The sequence below is a fragment of the Thermosyntropha sp. genome, from assembly GCF_017656155.1.
Classification (GTDB): domain Bacteria; phylum Bacillota; class Syntrophomonadia; order Syntrophomonadales; family Syntrophomonadaceae; genus Thermosyntropha.
Genome location: NZ_JACDOH010000004.1, coordinates 1 through 18,120 on the forward strand (window position 1 = coordinate 1; position 18,120 = coordinate 18,120).

The 18,120-nt window shown below is 38.3% G+C and carries 14 protein-coding genes and 2 tRNA genes; 4 read left to right on the forward strand and 12 right to left on the reverse strand.

Annotated elements, in window-relative coordinates; genetic code table 11:
* Positions 1–146: 146 nt before the first annotated feature.
* The 9 genes from H0Z36_RS04900 to H0Z36_RS04940 all read right to left on the reverse strand — a co-directional run bounded on the left by H0Z36_RS04900 (position 147) and on the right by H0Z36_RS04940 (position 9,274).
* Positions 147–230 (reverse strand) — tRNA-Leu (locus H0Z36_RS04900).
* Positions 231–308: 78 nt separating this feature from the next.
* A complete protein-coding gene (locus H0Z36_RS04905) occupies positions 309–1,925 on the reverse strand; it encodes an ABC transporter substrate-binding protein (protein WP_296864135.1) in 1,617 nt (538 codons plus the stop codon).
* A 104-nt stretch (positions 1,926–2,029) separates the two neighbouring features.
* Positions 2,030–2,596, reverse strand: coding sequence for a lytic transglycosylase domain-containing protein (locus H0Z36_RS04910; protein WP_296864136.1), 567 nt, complete (start codon positions 2,594–2,596; stop codon positions 2,030–2,032).
* Between the two features lie 62 nt (positions 2,597–2,658).
* A complete protein-coding gene (gene coaE / locus H0Z36_RS04915) occupies positions 2,659–3,252 on the reverse strand; it encodes a dephospho-CoA kinase (protein ID WP_296864137.1) in 594 nt (197 codons plus the stop codon).
* Between the two features lie 15 nt (positions 3,253–3,267).
* The gene (ytaF, locus tag H0Z36_RS04920) at positions 3,268–3,900 is read right to left on the reverse strand and encodes a sporulation membrane protein YtaF (RefSeq protein WP_296864138.1); all 633 of its coding nucleotides are present in this window, start codon (positions 3,898–3,900) and stop codon (positions 3,268–3,270) included.
* Between the two features lie 70 nt (positions 3,901–3,970).
* Positions 3,971–4,780 (reverse strand): bifunctional DNA-formamidopyrimidine glycosylase/DNA-(apurinic or apyrimidinic site) lyase, encoded by an 810-nt coding sequence (mutM, locus tag H0Z36_RS04925; RefSeq protein WP_296864139.1) that lies wholly within the window; start codon positions 4,778–4,780, stop codon positions 3,971–3,973.
* Positions 4,781–4,804: 24 nt separating this feature from the next.
* On the reverse strand, positions 4,805–7,423 hold the full coding sequence (polA, locus tag H0Z36_RS04930; RefSeq protein WP_296864140.1) for a DNA polymerase I: 2,619 nt from the start codon (positions 7,421–7,423) through the stop codon (positions 4,805–4,807).
* A gap of 149 nt (positions 7,424–7,572) precedes the next feature.
* Positions 7,573–8,658, reverse strand: a complete 1,086-nt coding sequence (locus H0Z36_RS04935; protein ID WP_296864141.1) for a zf-HC2 domain-containing protein — start codon at positions 8,656–8,658, stop codon at positions 7,573–7,575.
* Positions 8,659–8,692: 34 nt separating this feature from the next.
* Complete coding sequence (locus H0Z36_RS04940) at positions 8,693–9,274, reverse strand: RNA polymerase sigma factor (RefSeq protein ID WP_296864142.1); 582 nt, start codon at positions 9,272–9,274, stop codon at positions 8,693–8,695.
* 265 nt (positions 9,275–9,539) lie between these two features.
* Here H0Z36_RS04940 and H0Z36_RS04945 point away from each other — a divergent pair.
* The 4 genes from H0Z36_RS04945 to H0Z36_RS04960 all read left to right on the forward strand — a co-directional run bounded on the left by H0Z36_RS04945 (position 9,540) and on the right by H0Z36_RS04960 (position 12,322).
* A tRNA-Leu gene (locus H0Z36_RS04945) sits at positions 9,540–9,623 on the forward strand.
* Between the two features lie 136 nt (positions 9,624–9,759).
* Entirely contained in the window at positions 9,760–10,266 is a 507-nt protein-coding gene (locus H0Z36_RS04950) for a peptidoglycan-binding domain-containing protein (RefSeq protein ID WP_296864143.1), read from the forward strand.
* Between the two features lie 370 nt (positions 10,267–10,636).
* Entirely contained in the window at positions 10,637–11,491 is an 855-nt protein-coding gene (locus tag H0Z36_RS04955) for a 3-hydroxyacyl-CoA dehydrogenase NAD-binding domain-containing protein (RefSeq protein ID WP_296864378.1), read from the forward strand.
* Between the two features lie 33 nt (positions 11,492–11,524).
* Entirely contained in the window at positions 11,525–12,322 is a 798-nt protein-coding gene (locus tag H0Z36_RS04960) for an enoyl-CoA hydratase-related protein (RefSeq protein WP_296864144.1), read from the forward strand.
* Positions 12,323–12,464: 142 nt separating this feature from the next.
* Here the strand turns inward: H0Z36_RS04960 and pyk are convergent, their stop codons facing one another.
* The 3 genes from pyk to H0Z36_RS04975 all read right to left on the reverse strand — a co-directional run bounded on the left by pyk (position 12,465) and on the right by H0Z36_RS04975 (position 18,031).
* Positions 12,465–14,210 carry a pyruvate kinase gene (pyk, locus tag H0Z36_RS04965; protein WP_296864145.1) on the reverse strand — a complete coding sequence of 582 codons (1,746 nt, stop codon included), beginning with the start codon at positions 14,208–14,210 and terminating at the stop codon, positions 12,465–12,467.
* Between the two features lie 134 nt (positions 14,211–14,344).
* Positions 14,345–14,602 carry a trp RNA-binding attenuation protein MtrB gene (gene mtrB, locus H0Z36_RS04970; protein ID WP_296864146.1) on the reverse strand — a complete coding sequence of 86 codons (258 nt, stop codon included), beginning with the start codon at positions 14,600–14,602 and terminating at the stop codon, positions 14,345–14,347.
* A gap of 21 nt (positions 14,603–14,623) precedes the next feature.
* Complete coding sequence (locus H0Z36_RS04975; RefSeq protein ID WP_296864147.1) at positions 14,624–18,031, reverse strand: DNA polymerase III subunit alpha; 3,408 nt, start codon at positions 18,029–18,031, stop codon at positions 14,624–14,626.
* Positions 18,032–18,120 lie beyond the last annotated feature (89 nt).

Consider the following 18,120-nt stretch of genomic DNA (forward strand, 5'->3'; position numbering starts at 1 on the left):
TATTCGACCCAATGCTTTTTATTTTCCTCCTACCCCAACATTTATTGTAGAACCTATTTTTTCTTCTTTCTTTATGGTATTTTTATAAAAACCCACAAAAAACAAAAAATCAGGGCACTTTCTACCCTGATTTTAAATTCCAATCATGGTGTCGGAGGCGGGACTTGAACCCGCACCCTTAACGGATACGCCCCTCAAACGTACGTGTCTGCCCATTCCACCACTCCGACACATATAAAAATTTAATTACTCCAGCGGAGATTATTATACAATAGCTCATATTTTGTGTCAACACCTATATTTCAAATTTAAGTTTTCTCACCAACCGAAGGCTTTAAAAGCTCAACTTCCTCCCAGTTTATCATACCCATAGAATCAAGGGTAAGATTATTTACATCTCTTCCTTTAAGTGCAAAAACTCTTTTTTGAAACAAAAACAGGCAAGCTGCATCATCAGTTATTATTTCTTCAGCTCTTTTAAGCAGTTTTATCCTTTCCTGATAACTTCGGGTTTCTGCCCTCGAAGCATCAAGCAGTTTATCTACCTGGGGATTGTAATATCCTGAATAGTTAGTAATTCCCATCATTTTACCGTGAAACAAACTGTATAAAAAACTGTCGGCGTCTGGATAGTCTGCGGACCACCCTAAACGGAAAAAGGTCAAATCCATTTTTTCCAGCTGTTTTTTAAAATATTCCCACTCTAAAGGCTGAAGCTGAACTTCAATACCCAGCATCCCCAACTGCTGGGCAATGGTCTGGGCCACTACCCGATGTCCTTCGTCCTGGTTATAGCTAAGCACCAGGGGTTTAAGCCCCTGTCCCATCGGATATCCGGCTTCTTCTAAAAGTTTTTTAGCTTTTTCCGGATCATATGAGTATCCCAGCATATCACTCTTATATCCGGATATCCCGGAAGGAATAATCCCTTTCAGAGGCTTGGACAATCCACCAAAAACATTTTGTATTATAGCTTCCCGATCTATCGCATAATTTAGTGCTCTTCTAAGCTGATAATTTCCGGCAAAAGGCTCTTTATGCAGATTGAATCCATAAACATAAATCTCGGAAAGATTTTTTTCAATATAAAGATTTTTATACTCATCGCTGGACTTAAAATTTTTTACCTCTTTTAACGGCACCTGCCCAAGATAATCAATTTTTCCAGCCTTATACTCATTTAAAGCTGTATATGGATCATTGAACAATTTTACATTTATTGCGGAAATACATGGTTTTCCCCGATGATACTTTTCGTTTTTCACTAAAATTATAGTCTCATCCTTATATTCCTTAAATATAAAAGGTCCGGTTCCCGGAAAAACCGCAACTTTATCATCTACATCATATATCCAGAAAATTGGATTGGTAAGCATATAAATAAATGCTGCATTAGGTTCTTTAAAGTTTACCTTAACCGTGTATTTGTTCAAAACTTCAATCCCCTTTATCTCTGCGGCTTTTCCTTCCAACCTTTCCCTGCTGCCAACAATTGTCAAAAACAGGCTCAGATCCGACATCTGCTTAGTCTCTGTAAAATTTTTTTCCCAAGACTTTTTTACATCATAAGCTGTAAACAATTTGCCATTATGAAATCGAACATTAGGCTTTAAGCTCAAAATCAAACTTTTACCATCAGATGAATATTTCCAATTTACTGCCAGATTAGGTTTTACACTCCGGCTGTTCTCGTCATAGTCCACCAAACCTTCATACATGGCAGATGCAATAAGTTTTTCTTCCTGTTTTTCAAGATTAAAAGGAGATAATTGTTCTAATTCACCTACAACTGCAATATTAAAAGGACGCGAATCCAGACTCGATACTGATATTATCTTATTTTGGGCATATATAATCCCCACTATTAATATGGCCAGTCCAATCCATGAAGTAATCACTGCTGCACGACGAAATGTAAGATACACAGATACCCCCCCATTACAACAAACCTTATAACAATATATTAACTATTGAGTAAATATATTCCTTGTATGTTTAAAAAAATATCCGGGATAATCCCCGGTTTCCTTTACTCTTCATATATAGCTTTATACGCTTCATAAGACTTTAGAACATTACTTAAATACTCTCTGGTTTCAGGAAAAGGTATCTTATCAATTTCCTCAATATCCCCATCCCATATGCCCTGGTTCACCCACTCTCTAACATTACCCCTTCCTGCATTGTAGGCGGCTATAACTAAAGGGACATTTCCATCATATTCCCGATAAAGATCGGCAAGATACCAACAACCTAAGCTTATATTTACTTCAGGATCGTGTAAAGAATCTACAGTGAAATTCTCTATCCCCTTTTTACTCGCTATCCAGGAAGCAGTATCCGGCATAATCTGCATAAGTCCTTTTGCTCCAGCAGAAGAAACCGCTGAAGTTTGGTATTTACTCTCTGTTCTGATTATAGCAAAAACCAGGTAGGGATCTATATCATTCTTATAAGCTTCGGCAAATACCAGTTCACTATGGGGCTTAGGATAAAAAACGGTAATCCATTTGGGAAAGGTCAAAACTACCGCCATAAAAATCAGAATAAAAACCCAAATCAAAATAGAAAGATTAATAGACTTTTTCTTTCTCAATATATAAAACCTCCAGTAAAATAGATATATATACTGTTACTTTAAATAATATATTGGCGAATTTAGCTTATTTCATTGAAATATTTAACCGCATTAGCTATTGTTTCCTTTATATCTTTGCGATTATCTATAACTACCTTTGCCCTTCTTGCTTTTTCATCTAACGACATCTGAGCTTCAATTCGCTTTAAAGCATCTTCCTCACTTATATTATCCCGTTTGCAGAGTCTTTCTATCTGAGTTTCACGGTCTACCCATACCACCCATACCTCATCACATATACGATCCATATGGGTTTCATACAAAAGCGGCACCTCAAATACTATAACCGCATCAGGCTTTTCAACCTTAAGTCTCTGCAATTCCTTTTTGAAAAACTCCATAATTCGTGGATGGGTAATACTATTTAACCTTTGTAAAAGTTCCGGATCATTAAATACTATTTCCCCTAACTTTTCCCGATTTATAGTCTTATCTTCATTCAGAACCTCTTCTCCAAATTCCTCGACAATGTCATACCAAGCAGGCTTATAAGGTTCTATAATCATATGTGCAACTTTATCGGCATCGATAACATAAGCCCCAAGTTCAGCTAGGGTTTTAGCAACTGTGCTCTTACCGCTGGCAATACCTCCGGTCAAGCCTATTATCCGCATATTATCACCATCTTTTTAAAAAAATTCGCTCATTCCAATAGTTATAAAAATAAATCCCGAAGCTAAAGCTGACAAATACTTATACTTCTGGCTTTTTACCAGACCTCCAACAAAAAAACCTGTCTTTATTAAAATAAATTTTAACATACCTACCAATGTAGCAGTAAATAAAATATTAAATCCCGTCATAGCTGCCCCTAAACCAGCCCCAAAAGCATCCATAGCCAAAGCGATCCCCAGAAAAAAAGCTTCTTTGCTGCTTATTACTCCTGAAGCATCAAAGTCAGCTTTATCCGGTTCTTTTAATATCTGCACAATTATTCCTAGTGATTTTATATTAAAACTAACTATAGTTTTCTTTTCTTCCGGCAAAGTTGATATTTTTTCACGACAGGCACAGATAAAAAAATATATGCCCACCAGAATAAGCATTACTGCCCCGCTTCCGCGCGCAAGGACTGGTGAAAGGAAAAAAGCCAATCCCTGTCCGCACAACATAGAAAAGGTAACAGCCAAAGCTGAAGCAGCAGAGATGATAATAAGGGAAAACCATGGTAAACTTATTCTTTTAAGACCGTAAGCAATCCCCACCATAAATCCATCTGCACTAACCGCCAAAGCAAATAACAAAATCTTTAATAACTCCACTTTCAGCCACTCCTATCCATTAACAACTTTATATCTACTATATGGATAGAAGTAATAAAGTGTGATAATATCAATCCTGGCAATTGGGGCAGAAGAAACTGCTACGTCCCCCTATCTTTTTCCTTACTATTCCGGTTCCACACCGTCTGCAAGGCATTCCTTCCCGCCCATAAACATTAAGGAAATTCTGGAAGTTCCCTTCTCTGCCATATCCATCTCTATAATCCCTGAAAGTAGTTCCTCTTTCCTCTATTCCACGTTTTAAAACTTCTTTTACTGCTTCACATAAAACCTCCAATTCCCTGTCTTTAAAAGAATAAGCTTTTCTATCTGGTCTTATGCCGGCTGCAAACAAGGCTTCATCCGCATATATATTCCCTATACCGGCAATAAGGCTTTGATCGAGCAGCAAATTCTTAACTGCCGTTTTGCGGTTTTTAAAAATTTTCTTCAAATATTCCGGAGTAAATTCTTCAGTCAAAGGCTCTTTTCCCATCCGAACAAAAAAATTATCTAGATCTTTGGCAAACCATATGCCCCCAAAACGGCGCGGATCTTTAAAAATAAGCTTTTTGCCGTTATCTAAATAAAATGTCCCGTGAATATGCGGTTCATCAAGTCCTACCCCCTCTTCCACGATAAAAAAGCGTCCGCTCATGCCCAGATGCAAAATTATATTGTAATTATCCTCCAGTTTTAAAATCAAAAATTTCCCCCGCCGGCCAACTTCAACTATTTTCCTTTCCAAGGCTTCTTCCGGATTATAATGATTAAGCCTTACAACATCTTCCCGTTTTATTTCTATATGCTTAATCTCAGCCCCTGTAATCAAACTCTTCAGAGAATTTTTTATAGTCTCTAATTCTGGCAGTTCTGGCAAGTTTTTACCTCCTGTTCCTGTCATTTATTCTTTCCATGGCTCCATTTCATACCAGTTAGACCCAAACTTAATCGATACTTCCAGAGGAACTTTAAGCTCTATGGCATTTTCCATACAAAAACGCAAAACCTCAACCGTTTCTTCCAGTTCAGAGCGAGGAACCTCTAAAATCAGATCATCATGCACCTGCAAAAGCAGCCTGCCATTAAGTTTCTTCTTTTTAAATTCTTCATCAACTTTTATCATCGCCAGTTTTATAATATCAGCAGAAGTTCCCTGTATCGGGGTATTTAATGCCATACGCCGGGCAAAAGACTGCAGCATTTTATTTCTAGAGTTAAGTTCAGGAAGATATCTCCTTCGTTTTAAGATAGTCTCCACATACCCGTATTTTTTGCCGTATTCAACTATATCCTGCATATATTTTTTTACCCCTGGATAGCTGTTAAGGTAGCTTTCTATATACCTCTTGGCCTCTTTCCTGCTTACCCCCGTGTCCCTGGCCAATCCAAAATCGCTTATTCCATAAATAATGCCAAAATTAACCGCTTTGGCCCGGCGGCGCAGATCTTCATCAACCTTATCTAGAGGAACACCAAAGATCTCACTTGCTGTCCGTTTATGTATATCTATCCCCCGGGCAAAAGTATCAATAAGAACCTCATCTCCACTGATATGAGCCAAAGAACGCAAATCTATCTGAGAATAATCAGCCGATACCAGTACATATTCGCTGTCTTTAGCTACAAAGGCCTTCCTTATCCTTCTTCCTTCCTCCATTTTCACCGGTATATTCTGAAGATTAGGCTCCACACTTGATAACCTGCCCGTTAGCGTCTGGGCCTGTTTAAAAATGGTATGTACCCGACCCGTTACCGGATGAATAAGGTTGATAAGGGCATCAGTATAGGTAGATTTAAGTTTAGCAAGCTGGCGGTAGCCTAATATATATGGAATTATTTCATGTTCATCGTACAGTTCTTCCAAGACTTCACTCCCTGTGGCATACCCGGTTTTAGTCTTTTTAACTACCCTTAAGCCTAAATCTTCAAATAATACCTGTCCTAACTGTTTGGGTGAATTAACATTAAACTCTTTTCCTGCCAGTTCAAAAATCTTATCTTCATACTGCCTGATCCGGACCGCAAAATCTTCCGCCAAACCCTTTAAAACTTCGGCATCTACCTTTATTCCCATGAGTTCCATTCGGGCAAGAATATCTGACATAGGCATTTCAACATTATCTAAAAGGGTTATAAGTTCGGAAGGAGTATCTTCATAAATAGCATGGTAAAGCTCAGGCAACATAAAGGTTAACAAAGGGAAATCATCTTTTTGAACCTCTTTATTCAAAAATTTGCGAAAAAGAATACATATATCATCAGCTTCCAAAGACGGATCATTCACATAAGCCAAAAGAAGCGTATCCCCTTTTATACCTTGCAGCTCTATGCCGTAGCGTGCCAAAAGAACCTGCATAAATTTAGCATTATGCACAATCTTTTTCATTTCTTTTTCTTCCAGGAGCGGCTTTAACCACTGTAATCTTTTTTCATCTTCCTTTAAATCAAGACAGTAAACTTCCTCAGAAACCGCCAAAAACACCTTTTTAAGATTGGCCCACATAGGGTGATGATAATCAGCTTCCAACTCTAACGCTATTTCTTTTGCCTTTTGAACCTTTTTCCATAATTTTGCCACATCGCCTTCACTATCTATATAGATAACATCTTTACAAAGCCCCTTTTCCAAATTTTTCTCTGTACTTTCACCCTCTTCCGGCCTAAACTCCTTCAAAAAACTGTTAAATCCCAAATGCTGGTATAAAGGAATAAGCCTTTTTAAATCAGGCTCCCTTCGTTCAAATCTCTCCCAATCACATTCTATATCCAGATTTCGCTTAATGGTAGCCAATGTGCGACTTAAAAAGGCGATTTCCTTTTGTTTTTTTAAATTTTCCGATATTTTCCTGCCTTTTATTTCATCCAAATGTTCATACAGATTTTCAAGAGTTCCGTATTCCTTAATCAGTTTCACCGCCGTTTTAGGGCCAATTCCAGCAATCCCGGGAATATTGTCAGATGAATCCCCCATTAAAGCCTTAATTTCAACAAGCTTTTCCGGGGGAACTTCCCATTTTTTCATTACTTCATCTACATCATATACTACAATATCACTTATTCCTTTTTTACTCATCAAAACTTTTACCTTTTCAGAAACCAATTGGAGGGCGTCTCCATCACCTGTTACAATAATTGTCCATATGCCGGCTTCTTCTGCCTTTTTACTCAATGTCCCTATTATATCATCTGCTTCATAACCTTCTTTTTCTATATAAGTTATGTTAAGGGCGTCCAAGACCTCGCGTATAAGCTGAAACTGGACAGCAAGCTCTTCCGGTACAGAAATCCGGTTTGCCTTATAGCCCTCATATATTTCTTTTCGGAAAGTTTTTTTATCTTTATCAAAAGCTACTACGACATGAGTAGGTTTTTCATTTTCTATAACTTTATTAAACATAGATAAAAAACCATAAACTGCATTGGTAAAAATTCCTTCTCGGTTACTTAGAAGAGGCAGGGCATAAAAAGCCTTAAAAAGCAGACTGTTTCCATCAATAAGCATAAGTTTCCGATGACTCATTACTACTCACTCCCAATAGGCTTATTCTTGTTTATTATAACCTCTCTTTTTCTCCTTTAGGCTAAAAAATAACAAAAAAGCAGAAACATAAAAACACAAGGAGACTTTTTATCTCCTTGTGTTTTTAATATCCATATTCCTTTTTTTAATTAATGTGTAACTTCCTCCACCAGATAAACTTTCAAAGTAACCTTATTCATCTGACTTTCGAGCTCATTTTTTGCTGCATTCAATTCTTTAAGTTTTTCTTCAAGTTCAGCCGTTTTTGCTTCATTCTCTTCGTCCCTAGCCTGGTTTAACTCTTCAGTAACTGCTGCAATCTCAGCCTCTATCTTATTATATTCCTGGGTTAATTCCACCTGGCTCCTGGAAGTTTCTTTTACTTCTCCAATATAACTCAACTGCTGTAAAACCACTTCAGCTTCATTTTTTTCGACTGTAATTTCTATTTCTCTAACTGCATTCCCGGACATAGCCTGCATATTGCCGCTGCTTATTTTATATTCAGCTCCGCTGGCCTGAGCAATTTTAATAACATCACCCACCGACTTATTTAAATCATCTACTTTAATTCGGGCTGCTGTCTGCTCTGCTAATTTAGGTGTGCTGTCATGTGATCTAACATCAATGTTTTCATCATCTGACTTAACATCAAGTTTTTTATTTCCGCTCGAACTCATAGAACTGTCAGACTGGCCAACATCTGAAGGTTCAGTTTTTTCTACATGACTTATATTATTTGCTTTATTTTTATCTGCATCAGCAACAAATTTTGCATCATCATTTTCATAAAATCCGGTAGCTTTTATTATCCGGTCGAAAGGTTCCTTATCAATCACGGCTACTTTTTTATCCTCTTCAGCCTTCTTATCCTGCCATGAAACAACTATATTACCTAAAGGCAAAACACTGCTGGCATACATACCTATCATAAGGGCAAATCCAGCAACAACAGCTGCAATCCAGCCCCGTCTTTTAGGCCGGTGAGCCTCCCGCAAAGAAAAAACCTTGCTTTTTTCTTCCAAAAGCCTCCTGCGCACATCATGAGCCAATTCCTCGGGACAAGGCGGAACTTCCAGCTTATTAAGGCATGAAGCTATAACCCTCATCCTTTCTAATTCTTCACGGCAACTTTGACATCCGACAAGATGAGATTCTACAAGCCTATTTTCTTTTTCATTTGTCATATCATCCATATAAGGTGATAATAAATCCCTTATCTGTTCACATCTCATGTCAATTTCCTCCTCGTTTTTTTAGACGAGGAATCTAAAATAAAAGTTCCTTCTCTTCTATTTTCTTTCGCAAAATATTTCTAGCCCGGCTTATGCGCGACTTAACAGTCCCCACTGAACAATTTAATATCTGTGCAATTTCTTCATAACTCAACTCCATCATATCACGCAAAACTATAACCGCCTTATGTTCCGGTTTCATCTGATGTAAAAAAGACAATATGTATTCGGCAAACTCCTTACTCTCGTACAATATATCAGCCGTAGGATTAGGATCAACTATTTCCTTTTCTACTTCATCACCATCTCTAGTAGCTAAAGGTTCATCTAAAGATAAAGGGACAATGCGGCGCTTTCGCCGTCTCAACTCATCTAAACAGACATTTGTAACCAGCCGGTAAAGCCAGGTGCTGAAACTTGAATTGCCTTTAAAAGTTCTTAAAGACCTGAACGCTTTCAAAAATGCTTCCTGAGTCATATCATAGGCATCTTCTTCATTTCCCATATATCTATAAGCTAAAGCATATACCTTATTCTGATATCTCAAAACCAATTCATCAAAGGCTTCAACATCTCCCTGCAAGCTCTTTTTAACTAACTGCTCGTCTGAGTGCATAGCATTATTCCCCTTCAGTGTAATCTCACTTATAAATAGCCTTACCTATCTCCTTCCCCATAGGATTCGGCAAAACAAACTAAAATCCTTTTTGAACTTAATTCCTCATAATGTAATGCATGGATAAAATCTTGGCGATATTTTATGGACAACAGCATAAGCAATATAAAATGTTTCTCACCATATTTTATTCTCATTTTATATATCTTGACAACAGATTCATTGGTCATTATAATAATATTTGCGTCTTAAGTAAATAGTAAGGGCCAGAGTGTCGGAATTGGCAGACGAGCGCGACTCAAAATCGTGTGCCTTTGGCGTGTGGGTTCGAATCCCACCTCTGGCACCATAGGGATTATAAAGCAGTTTATAACTGCTTTTTTTATTACCAGCTAATAAATATTGATATTGTCAAATTATTCTCAACATTTTAAAATTTGATTATGGATGATAACTTTCATTAAATTAAAAAGGAGAAAATGGCAATGCGGAAAGAATATGTACTGTTTTTTTCCCTGATATTAGCCGCAGCTATTATAAGCGGAACCACCCTAAGTATGGCAGCCAATGCCGATGTCATAATAAAAAACAGCCAGCTTAAGCAAAGCCAAAATTTGTCCTCAAACATAAACAAGAAACAAGAAGAAAATATACAGGAAAAAATTGAAAAAAACACACAAAATCAAACTAATACTGCTGATACCAGCGAGCTCATAAACACACCCAGCCGTAAATCCTTTCGTTACATCTATATCTCCGATACCGGAAAACAGTTACCTCTAACCGAAGAAGAAAAAGCACAGGTTATATCTATGCTTAAAGAACTCGGTATGTCAGATGAAGATGAATACAGCCAATTCTTGAAGGATTTCCAAGAAAAACATAATCTTCCTCCTACCGGAATCTTAGATTCCCTAACCTTAGAATTAATAATAAATCAAGTGCAAATCAATCGAACCTTCGAACAGATTAAAGCTACCCATCGCGGCTAGAAGAGCCGCGATTTTTTTTGAATATTTCTTTTTTTTCTTTTTCATAAAAATCATCAAAATCATATAACCTTTTCTTTGATAAATATGGTATTATTATTTTGTGGAGAGTGGAATGAATAACCCTTTCATTTTTCCCCATTGTATATACCCTTATAAAGGAATAATTTGTTAATATCTATTAATAAAATATAAACGGACAATCTCAGAAGCTTTTTATCATACTCTTTTTTAAAGGGTATGATAATTGGTCATAATGGTTTTTCCAGATCCAGCCTAGGGGGGTGGTGTAAAAAAACAAGCAGCTTAGTAGCCTGCTATTATTTGAACTTACATTTATTTTAAAAAATTTTGAGGGGGTTATATGATGGCTATTGAAAAAGTTGGCGTATTAGGTGCCGGAACTATGGGAATGGGTATCGCCTGGGCATTTGCTGGTGCAGGCAAGAAGGTAGTTTTATATGATATCAAACAGGAAATAGTTGACGGCTGTATTGCAAAAATCAGCAAAGGGCTGGCTAAAGCCGAAGAAAAAGGACAAGCTCCTGCTGGTGCTAAAGACTTTGTATTAGGCAATATCACTGGAACCGTTAATCTAGAAGATATGGCTAATGTAGACTTCGTCGTCGAATCTGTAGTTGAAAACATAGACATAAAAAAAGAAGTCTACAAGAAGCTTTCTGATATAGTTAAACCTGAAGTGGTAGTAGCAACCAATACTTCTTCACTGTCTATCACCGAAATAGCCGCTACTTATGCTAGACCGGAAAAAGTAGCCGGTATGCACTTCTTCAACCCTGCTATGGTTATGGCTTTAATCGAAGTTATCCCTGCTCTGCAGACCTCTGAAGAAACTGTTGAAACTATAATAGCTCTTTCCAAAGAAATCGGCAAAAAACCTATAAAAGTAAAAGAAGGTCCTGGCTTTGTTGTTAACAGAATACTCATCCCTGGAATGAATGAAGCTGCTTTCATCCTTATGGAAGGTTTAGCTACAATTGAAGACATTGACAAAGCTATGAAGTTAGGTGCTGGCTGGCCGATGGGTCCGTTCACACTGGCTGACATGGTTGGATTGGATATAGCCTTAGAAGTCGGCAATGTTCTCTTCAGAGAAACCGGAGATCCCAAATACCGTCCTGCTCCAATTATCAAACAATATGTCCGTGCTGGATGGCTCGGCAGAAAGACTGGTCGCGGCTTCTATGACTACAGCCAGAAGAAATAGCTTTTAAGCGGGGGAATTAGAAGGAGGTTAATTATGTCATATCGCGAAAAACAATATGAAACGATTCTTGTCAGAATGGAAGATCCTGGCATATGTATAATACAGCTCAACCGCCCCAAAGCATTCAATGCTGTGAATGTTAAAGTTTTAGACGAAGCTTATGAAATTTTAACCGGGGCTAACGATGATCCCGAAGTCAAAGTAATAATACTAACCGGTAATGAAAACGCATTTGCCGCCGGTGCTGACCTGAAGGCAGTTAAAGATTATAATGCTTTCCAGGCCAGAGACTTCCTGGATAAAGTGCACAGAACTATCTTTGCTATTGAAGATAACCACAAACCAGTAATTGCTGCAGTAAACGGCCTAGCATTAGGCGGTGGATTAGAAATGGTTTTGGCATCTGACATCCGTATCGTAGCAGATAATGCTACTTTAGGGCTTCCGGAAATCAACCTTGGTATATTCCCTGGAGCTGGAGGAACTCAAAGATTTCCGCGTTCCGCATCCATCTGCATAGCCAAACAGTATATATACACTGGAGATTTCTTTGATGCCGCTACTGCAGAAAAGATAGGCCTTGTTAACATGGTAGTTCCTGCAGCTGAAGTTATGGACACTGCTATTAAATTTGCTAAAAAGCTGTGCAAGAAATCACCTTTAGCCATTAGAGAAGCCAAAAATGCTGTAAATATGTCAATGAATACCGACATTAAGACCGGAAGCCGTTTAGAACAGTTAGGCTGGTCTATTCTCTTCTCTTCTGAAGATCAGAAAGAAGGCATGTCAGCTTTCTTAGAAAACAGAAAAGCTGAATTCAAAGGCAGATAATATTTATTAACTAGGAAAGTTGTATGGCCTTAAGCTTAAACCACTCTTTTAATAAATTCGGTCTGCACTGTTTAAATGCTTAAGCCATAAAACTTTAAAACGTAAAAAAAGGGGCTACCTAAAGGTATCCCCTTTTATATTTCTATTTAACCTTAGCTAAACCGCGGTAAACCTTGCCTCTGGGCGTATCCATAGTTATCATCATATTATCCTTTAAAATACGGGTAGCATTATGAGCTCCCACAATAACCGGCAGATTATAATTAAGCCCCATAATGGCTGCATTGGAAGTAAGTCCTCCTTCTTCGGCAATCAAACCTGAAATCCTATCTAAAAACGGAGCCAACATTTCATCTGCACCGGTTGTAACAACTATGTCTCCCGGCTCAATTTTAGCCACATCCTTCGGATAAACAACAATTTTAACCTTGCCGTTTACAGTTTCTCCTATACCCATTCCTTCTAGTAAAATTTCTCCGACTATGTGCACTTTCAAGAGATTAGTCCCTCCTGAAACACTGGTTTTAGCTCCTGCCGTCAGGACTACTAAATCCCCATGTTTAACATATCCATACTCCAACGCCCTGCTGATAGATTCCTGAAAAAGAGCATCGCTTCCTTCGGTTTCATTAATCAAAACTGGATATACTCCCCATACCAATGCTAATTTGTTAAAAGTCTGCATATCAGGAGTAGCCGCAATAATCGGCGCCTGAGGTCTGTATTTAGCTGCAATTTTTGCTGTGTGTCCGCTGCGGGTAGCCGTAATTATAGCTGAAGCATCAAGATTAGAAGCAGTCGCACAGGTAGCATAACTTATAGCATCCGTAACCGATTTAGTGCGATTCAAACCTTTTTTTCGCAAAATATCTTCATATGGCAAATCCTCTTCAGCTTTTTTCGCAATTTTGGCCATAGTCTCTACTACAATAACCGGATATTTGCCAGCCGCTGTCTCTCCAGAAAGCATTACGGCATCAGCACCCTCAAATATAGCGTTGGCCACATCAGATACCTCCGCCCGGGTTGGACGCGGATTATTTATCATGGACTCAAGCATCTGGGTAGCTATAATAACCATTTTCCCGGCTTGATTACACTTTTCAACTATTCTCTTCTGAACCAGAGGAACTTCTTCTGCCGGTATCTCTACTCCTAAATCGCCTCGGGCTACCATGATCCCATCTGCTACCCTGATTATATCATCCAGGTTATTAACCGCTTCCTGGCTTTCTATTTTAGCAATTATATCAATATCAGCACTCTTACTCTCCAGTATACGCCTTATCTGCAGGACATCATCAGCTGTTCTAACAAAAGAAGCCGCAATATAATCCACATTATTTTTAATACCAAAAAGTATATCTTCTCTATCCTTTTCGCTTATAAAAGGCAGGTTAATAGACACTCCCGGAATATTTACTCCCTTTTTCTCTCCCAGTTCCCCTCCATCAACTACCTGGCAGATTATTTCTGTTCCTTTAATATCCTCCACCATAAGGGTTATAAGGCCGTCAGATAATAATATTAAGGTTCCTTTTTCAACTTCCTCAGGTAAATGCGGATAATTTACATGAACTTCGTTCTGATTCCCAATAATATCCCGAGTAGTCAAAATAAATCTTTGCCCGCTTTCCAATTTAACTTTACCTTTTTCTAGCTTTCCAGTCCTTATTTCCGGCCCTCTTGTATCAAGCATTATTGCCAGAGGTTCTTTTTTCCCCTCTGTTAACCTGCGTAAGTTGTCAATCCTTCTTTGATGTTCTTCATAAGTGCCGTGGGAAAAGTTAAGCCGGGCAATATTCATCCCTGCAGCAAACATCTGTTCAAGTATTTCCATTTTTTCACTAGCAGGACCAATAGTACATATTATTTTAGTTTTTCTCATCTTTTCACCTCATAATACTTAATGTAAAATATCAACTCTATCTTTCAAATTCCCTCATCTGCCCCCAAATTACATCTCTTCCCACTCATTCAAAACCTGCCCCTTTTATATAAACTTCCCTTTTATCCTTATCTTCAAAGGTTCTTTCCTGGTTGACTGCTTTCACTCATAATCAATCCATAGCGGGTATAAATTTCTGCCTGTCCCCTTATTTTCATAGCAGAAGTATGTTCAGTAAACTGCAAAACCATAATCTCTCCTTTGTCCAACTTTTCCGTATGATGAAACTTGGTATCTTTTCCTCTGGTGAGTCCAATAATCGTAACTCCGTTTTCCAAGGCTTTAACAACAATGTAGTCTGCCTCCGCACAATTGACACAATTATGTTCCATAAAATCCCCTCCTTATGTTCTTCAATTAAACCATATATTCCCCTTTCCACATATGCTCTCCAGTTCCTGCTTTAGCTTTATATTGGCCTCAACATTATACTTATCATCTAACATTAAAGGCCTTAATCCCTGACGATATAAAATAATCTTAACCTTTCCTCTGTGCTGTGAAAACAAGGTTAAAAGTTTATTTTTAATATCCCTTTCCTCTTCTCCTTCCGCTTTTTTAACTTCAGGAAGGCGGATATGAAGCTCTCTGATTTCCCTGGGGATACTTTTTATCCTTCTTACCGCCAGTTTAGGTTCATCATCCTGTGCACTGTAAAAACCTTCTACTATCACTGGCATATCATACTTTATGTTAGCTATATTTTCCCGGTAAGATGAAGGAAAAAGAAACATTTCAAGCCTTCCACTTAAATCCTCTAAAAAAAACCGGGCATAGCTTTCCCCCTTGCGGCTTACCCTCTTTTTTAAATCAGTAACCATTCCCGCAACTCTGGCATAAACTTCCTCATCGGAAACAGCCAATTCGCTTAAGCTGTGAGTGGTGATCAGCGGTAAAGCGGACCGGTATTTTTCCAGAGGATTACACGAAACATAAAATCCTAGAACCCCCTTTTCTTTTTGTAATAATTCCTCTATCGGAAATTCCTTTATGTCGGGAACAGGAGGTTCTTCAAGCATGACTTTGGCCTCACCAAAAAGTGACATCTGGCTGCTGTCTTCACTTTGCCTTATCTTAACCGCTAAATCCATATACTCTTCCATAACCTTCAGAGCACCTTGACGGGTAATCCCTAAAGAATCAAAACAACCGGCAGCAATAAGATTTTCCAGCATCCTCTTATTTATAATCCCTAAATCTACCCGTAAACAAAAATCGAAAAAAGAAGTAAATCTTCTCTCCTTTCGCGTCTCCACAATATTTTTAACTGCATTAATTCCAACATTTTTTATCGCCCCAAGCCCAAACCTTATCCCATCATTTACCACGGTAAAATTTTCAAAACTTTCATTAATATCCGGAGGCAAAACCTTTATGCCCAGCCTTTGACATTCTTTTAGATAAAAAACTACTTTATCCTGGTTATCAATAACACTGCTTAAAAAAGCACACATGTATTCTAATGGATAATGGGCTTTAAGATAAGCAGTCTGATAAGAAATCATAGCATAAGCTGCAGAATGGCTCTTGTTAAAGCCGTAACCAGCAAAACTTTCCATAATGTCAAAAAGCCGTCCGGCTATCTCTTCGTTTATACCATTTTCAAGTGCACCTTTTATAAACTTATCCCGTTGCGCCTTCAGCTCTTCCGGCTTTTTCTTGCCCATCGCCCGTCTTAAAACATCTGCTTCACCGGGAGTGAAATTAGCGAGATTTATTGCTACCTGCATCACCTGTTCCTGATAAAGGATAACCCCGTAAGTCTCTTTTAAAATAGGTTCAAGCAAAGGATGCAGATATTCAACAGCAGCTTTCTCATGTTTGCGGTTTATAAAATCCTCCACCATACCGCTTCCTAAAGGTCCGGGGCGGTACAAAGCTATAACTGCAATTATATCTTCAAATCGGTTAGGCTTCATCTCAGATAGTATGCGCCTCAAGCCATCGCTTTCCAGCTGGAATACACCTATAGTATCTCCTCGGGATAAAAGTTCATAAACTTTCGGGTCATCTAAAGAAATATTTTCTATATCCAGCTTTATCCCCCGCACCTTTTCAATTATATTTATCGCCCGATCTATAACCGTAAGGGTTCTTAAACCTAATATATCCATTTTCAAAAGACCAATTTCTTCTACGGCTTCCTTAGCAAACTGGGTTACTATATGCCCTTCCGCCGTTTTCTGCAGTGGAAGTATAGAAGTAAGCTTTTCCCGTCCAATAACCACCCCTGCTGCATGTATAGAGGCATGACGGGGCATACCTTCAAGTGCGCGGGAAATATCTATTATTCTACGGGTTGTATAGTCACTGGTATAAGCGTTTACCAGTTCAGGTGAGATTTCTAAAGCCCTATCTATAGTTACCCCTAACTCAGCGGGAATCATTTTAGCAATCTTATCGACTTCTGTATAAGGAACATTCAGCGCCCGACCCACATCTCTAACTGCCGCCCTTGCCGCCATAGTTCCGAAAGTAATAATCTGCGCCACCTTATCTGCTCCATATTTGCTTATTATATATTCAATAACCTTATCCCGTTTTTCAAAGCAAAAATCAATATCAATATCCGGCATGCTTATCCTTTCTGGATTCAAAAACCTCTCGAAAAGTAAACCGTATTTAATCGGATCTATCGTAGTAATGCCCAAAACATAAGAAACCAAACTACCTGCTGCCGAACCTCTTCCCGGTCCCACCGGGATTTTATTAGCTTTAGACCAATTAACCAAGTCCTGTACAATCAAAAAATAAGCAGCAAATCCCATTTTATTTATTATTTCCAGTTCGTAGCGGAGTCTATCCTCCAGTTCCTTAGACGGGCAGGGATATTTTTCTTTAAACTTTTTCCATACCAGTTCAGTCAGATAAGACTCATCTGTCCATCCATCCGGAATATCAAAATGGGGCAAATGAAACTGCCCAAACTTAAAATCGAGGTTACATCTTTCCGCAATTTCTAAGGTGTTGCGGGTTGCTCCTTTATAAAGTTCAAATAACCCCTCCATTTCTTCCGCCGACTTCAGATAAAACTGAGATCCTGGAAATCTAAGGCGCCTCTCGTCATCGATACTTGATCCGGTTTGAATGCAAAGTAAAACATCATGAACTGCAGCATCGTTCTGATTAATATAATGCACATCATTCGTAGCCACCATAGGTATTCCCGTAGCCTCGCTTATTTTTTTCAACTGTTGGCATACCTTCTTTTCTTCTTCAAGTCCGTGATCCTGCAGTTCTAAATAAAAATTGCCATGTCCAAAAACCTCATCATAATATTTCGCCGTTTCTAAAGCCTCATCATATTTTCCCCTCAAAAGAAGGCGCGGAATTTCTCCCGCCACACATCCCGATAAAGCTATAAGCCCTTTGCTGTATTTTTCTAAGAGCTCCCTGTCTACCCGGGGTTTATAGTAAAATCCCTCTATGTAAGCTTTGCTTACCATTTCAGTTAAGTTTTGATATCCAATTTCATTTTCACACAGCAAAACTAAATGATATTGATCATCATCTATCCGCGGTTCTTTATCAAAACGGCTGCGCAAAGCTACATAAACTTCACAGCCGATTATTGGCTTAATTCCATGCTTTTTAGCTTCTTTATAAAAATCAATTACTCCATAAAGGACTCCATGGTCAGTAATAGCTATCGCTGGCATCTCCATTTCTGCAGCCTTTTTTACCAGTTCTTTAATCCGGCATGCACCATCTAAAAGGCTGTATTCTGTATGATTATGTAGATGCACAAAATCTGAGCCCATAACCATTCTCTCCCCAAAAAATGTCTTTAAATTTTATATTAATTTATTATACCGCAAAAAAGCACCTTGTTAATTAAAAAAAAAACCCC

What these genes read in the sequence shown, in the direction of transcription:
- H0Z36_RS04940 (WP_296864142.1), bottom strand. Translation starts at nt 9,274, where the DNA reads ATGCACTCAGACGAGCAGTTAGTTAAAAAGAGCTTGCAGGGAGATGTT.
- coaE (WP_296864137.1), bottom strand. Translation starts at nt 3,252, where the DNA reads ATGCGGATAATAGGCTTGACCGGAGGTATTGCCAGCGGTAAGAGCACA.
- H0Z36_RS04935 (WP_296864141.1), bottom strand. Translation starts at nt 8,658, where the DNA reads ATGAGATGTGAACAGATAAGGGATTTATTATCACCTTATATGGATGAT.
- H0Z36_RS04950 (WP_296864143.1), top strand. Translation starts at nt 9,760, where the DNA reads ATGCGGAAAGAATATGTACTGTTTTTTTCCCTGATATTAGCCGCAGCT.
- H0Z36_RS04975 (WP_296864147.1), bottom strand. Translation starts at nt 18,031, where the DNA reads ATGGGCTCAGATTTTGTGCATCTACATAATCATACAGAATACAGCCTT.
- mtrB (WP_296864146.1), bottom strand. Translation starts at nt 14,602, where the DNA reads ATGGAACATAATTGTGTCAATTGTGCGGAGGCAGACTACATTGTTGTT.
- pyk (WP_296864145.1), bottom strand. Translation starts at nt 14,210, where the DNA reads ATGAGAAAAACTAAAATAATATGTACTATTGGTCCTGCTAGTGAAAAA.
- polA (WP_296864140.1), bottom strand. Translation starts at nt 7,423, where the DNA reads ATGAGTCATCGGAAACTTATGCTTATTGATGGAAACAGTCTGCTTTTT.
- H0Z36_RS04960 (WP_296864144.1), top strand. Translation starts at nt 11,525, where the DNA reads ATGTCATATCGCGAAAAACAATATGAAACGATTCTTGTCAGAATGGAA.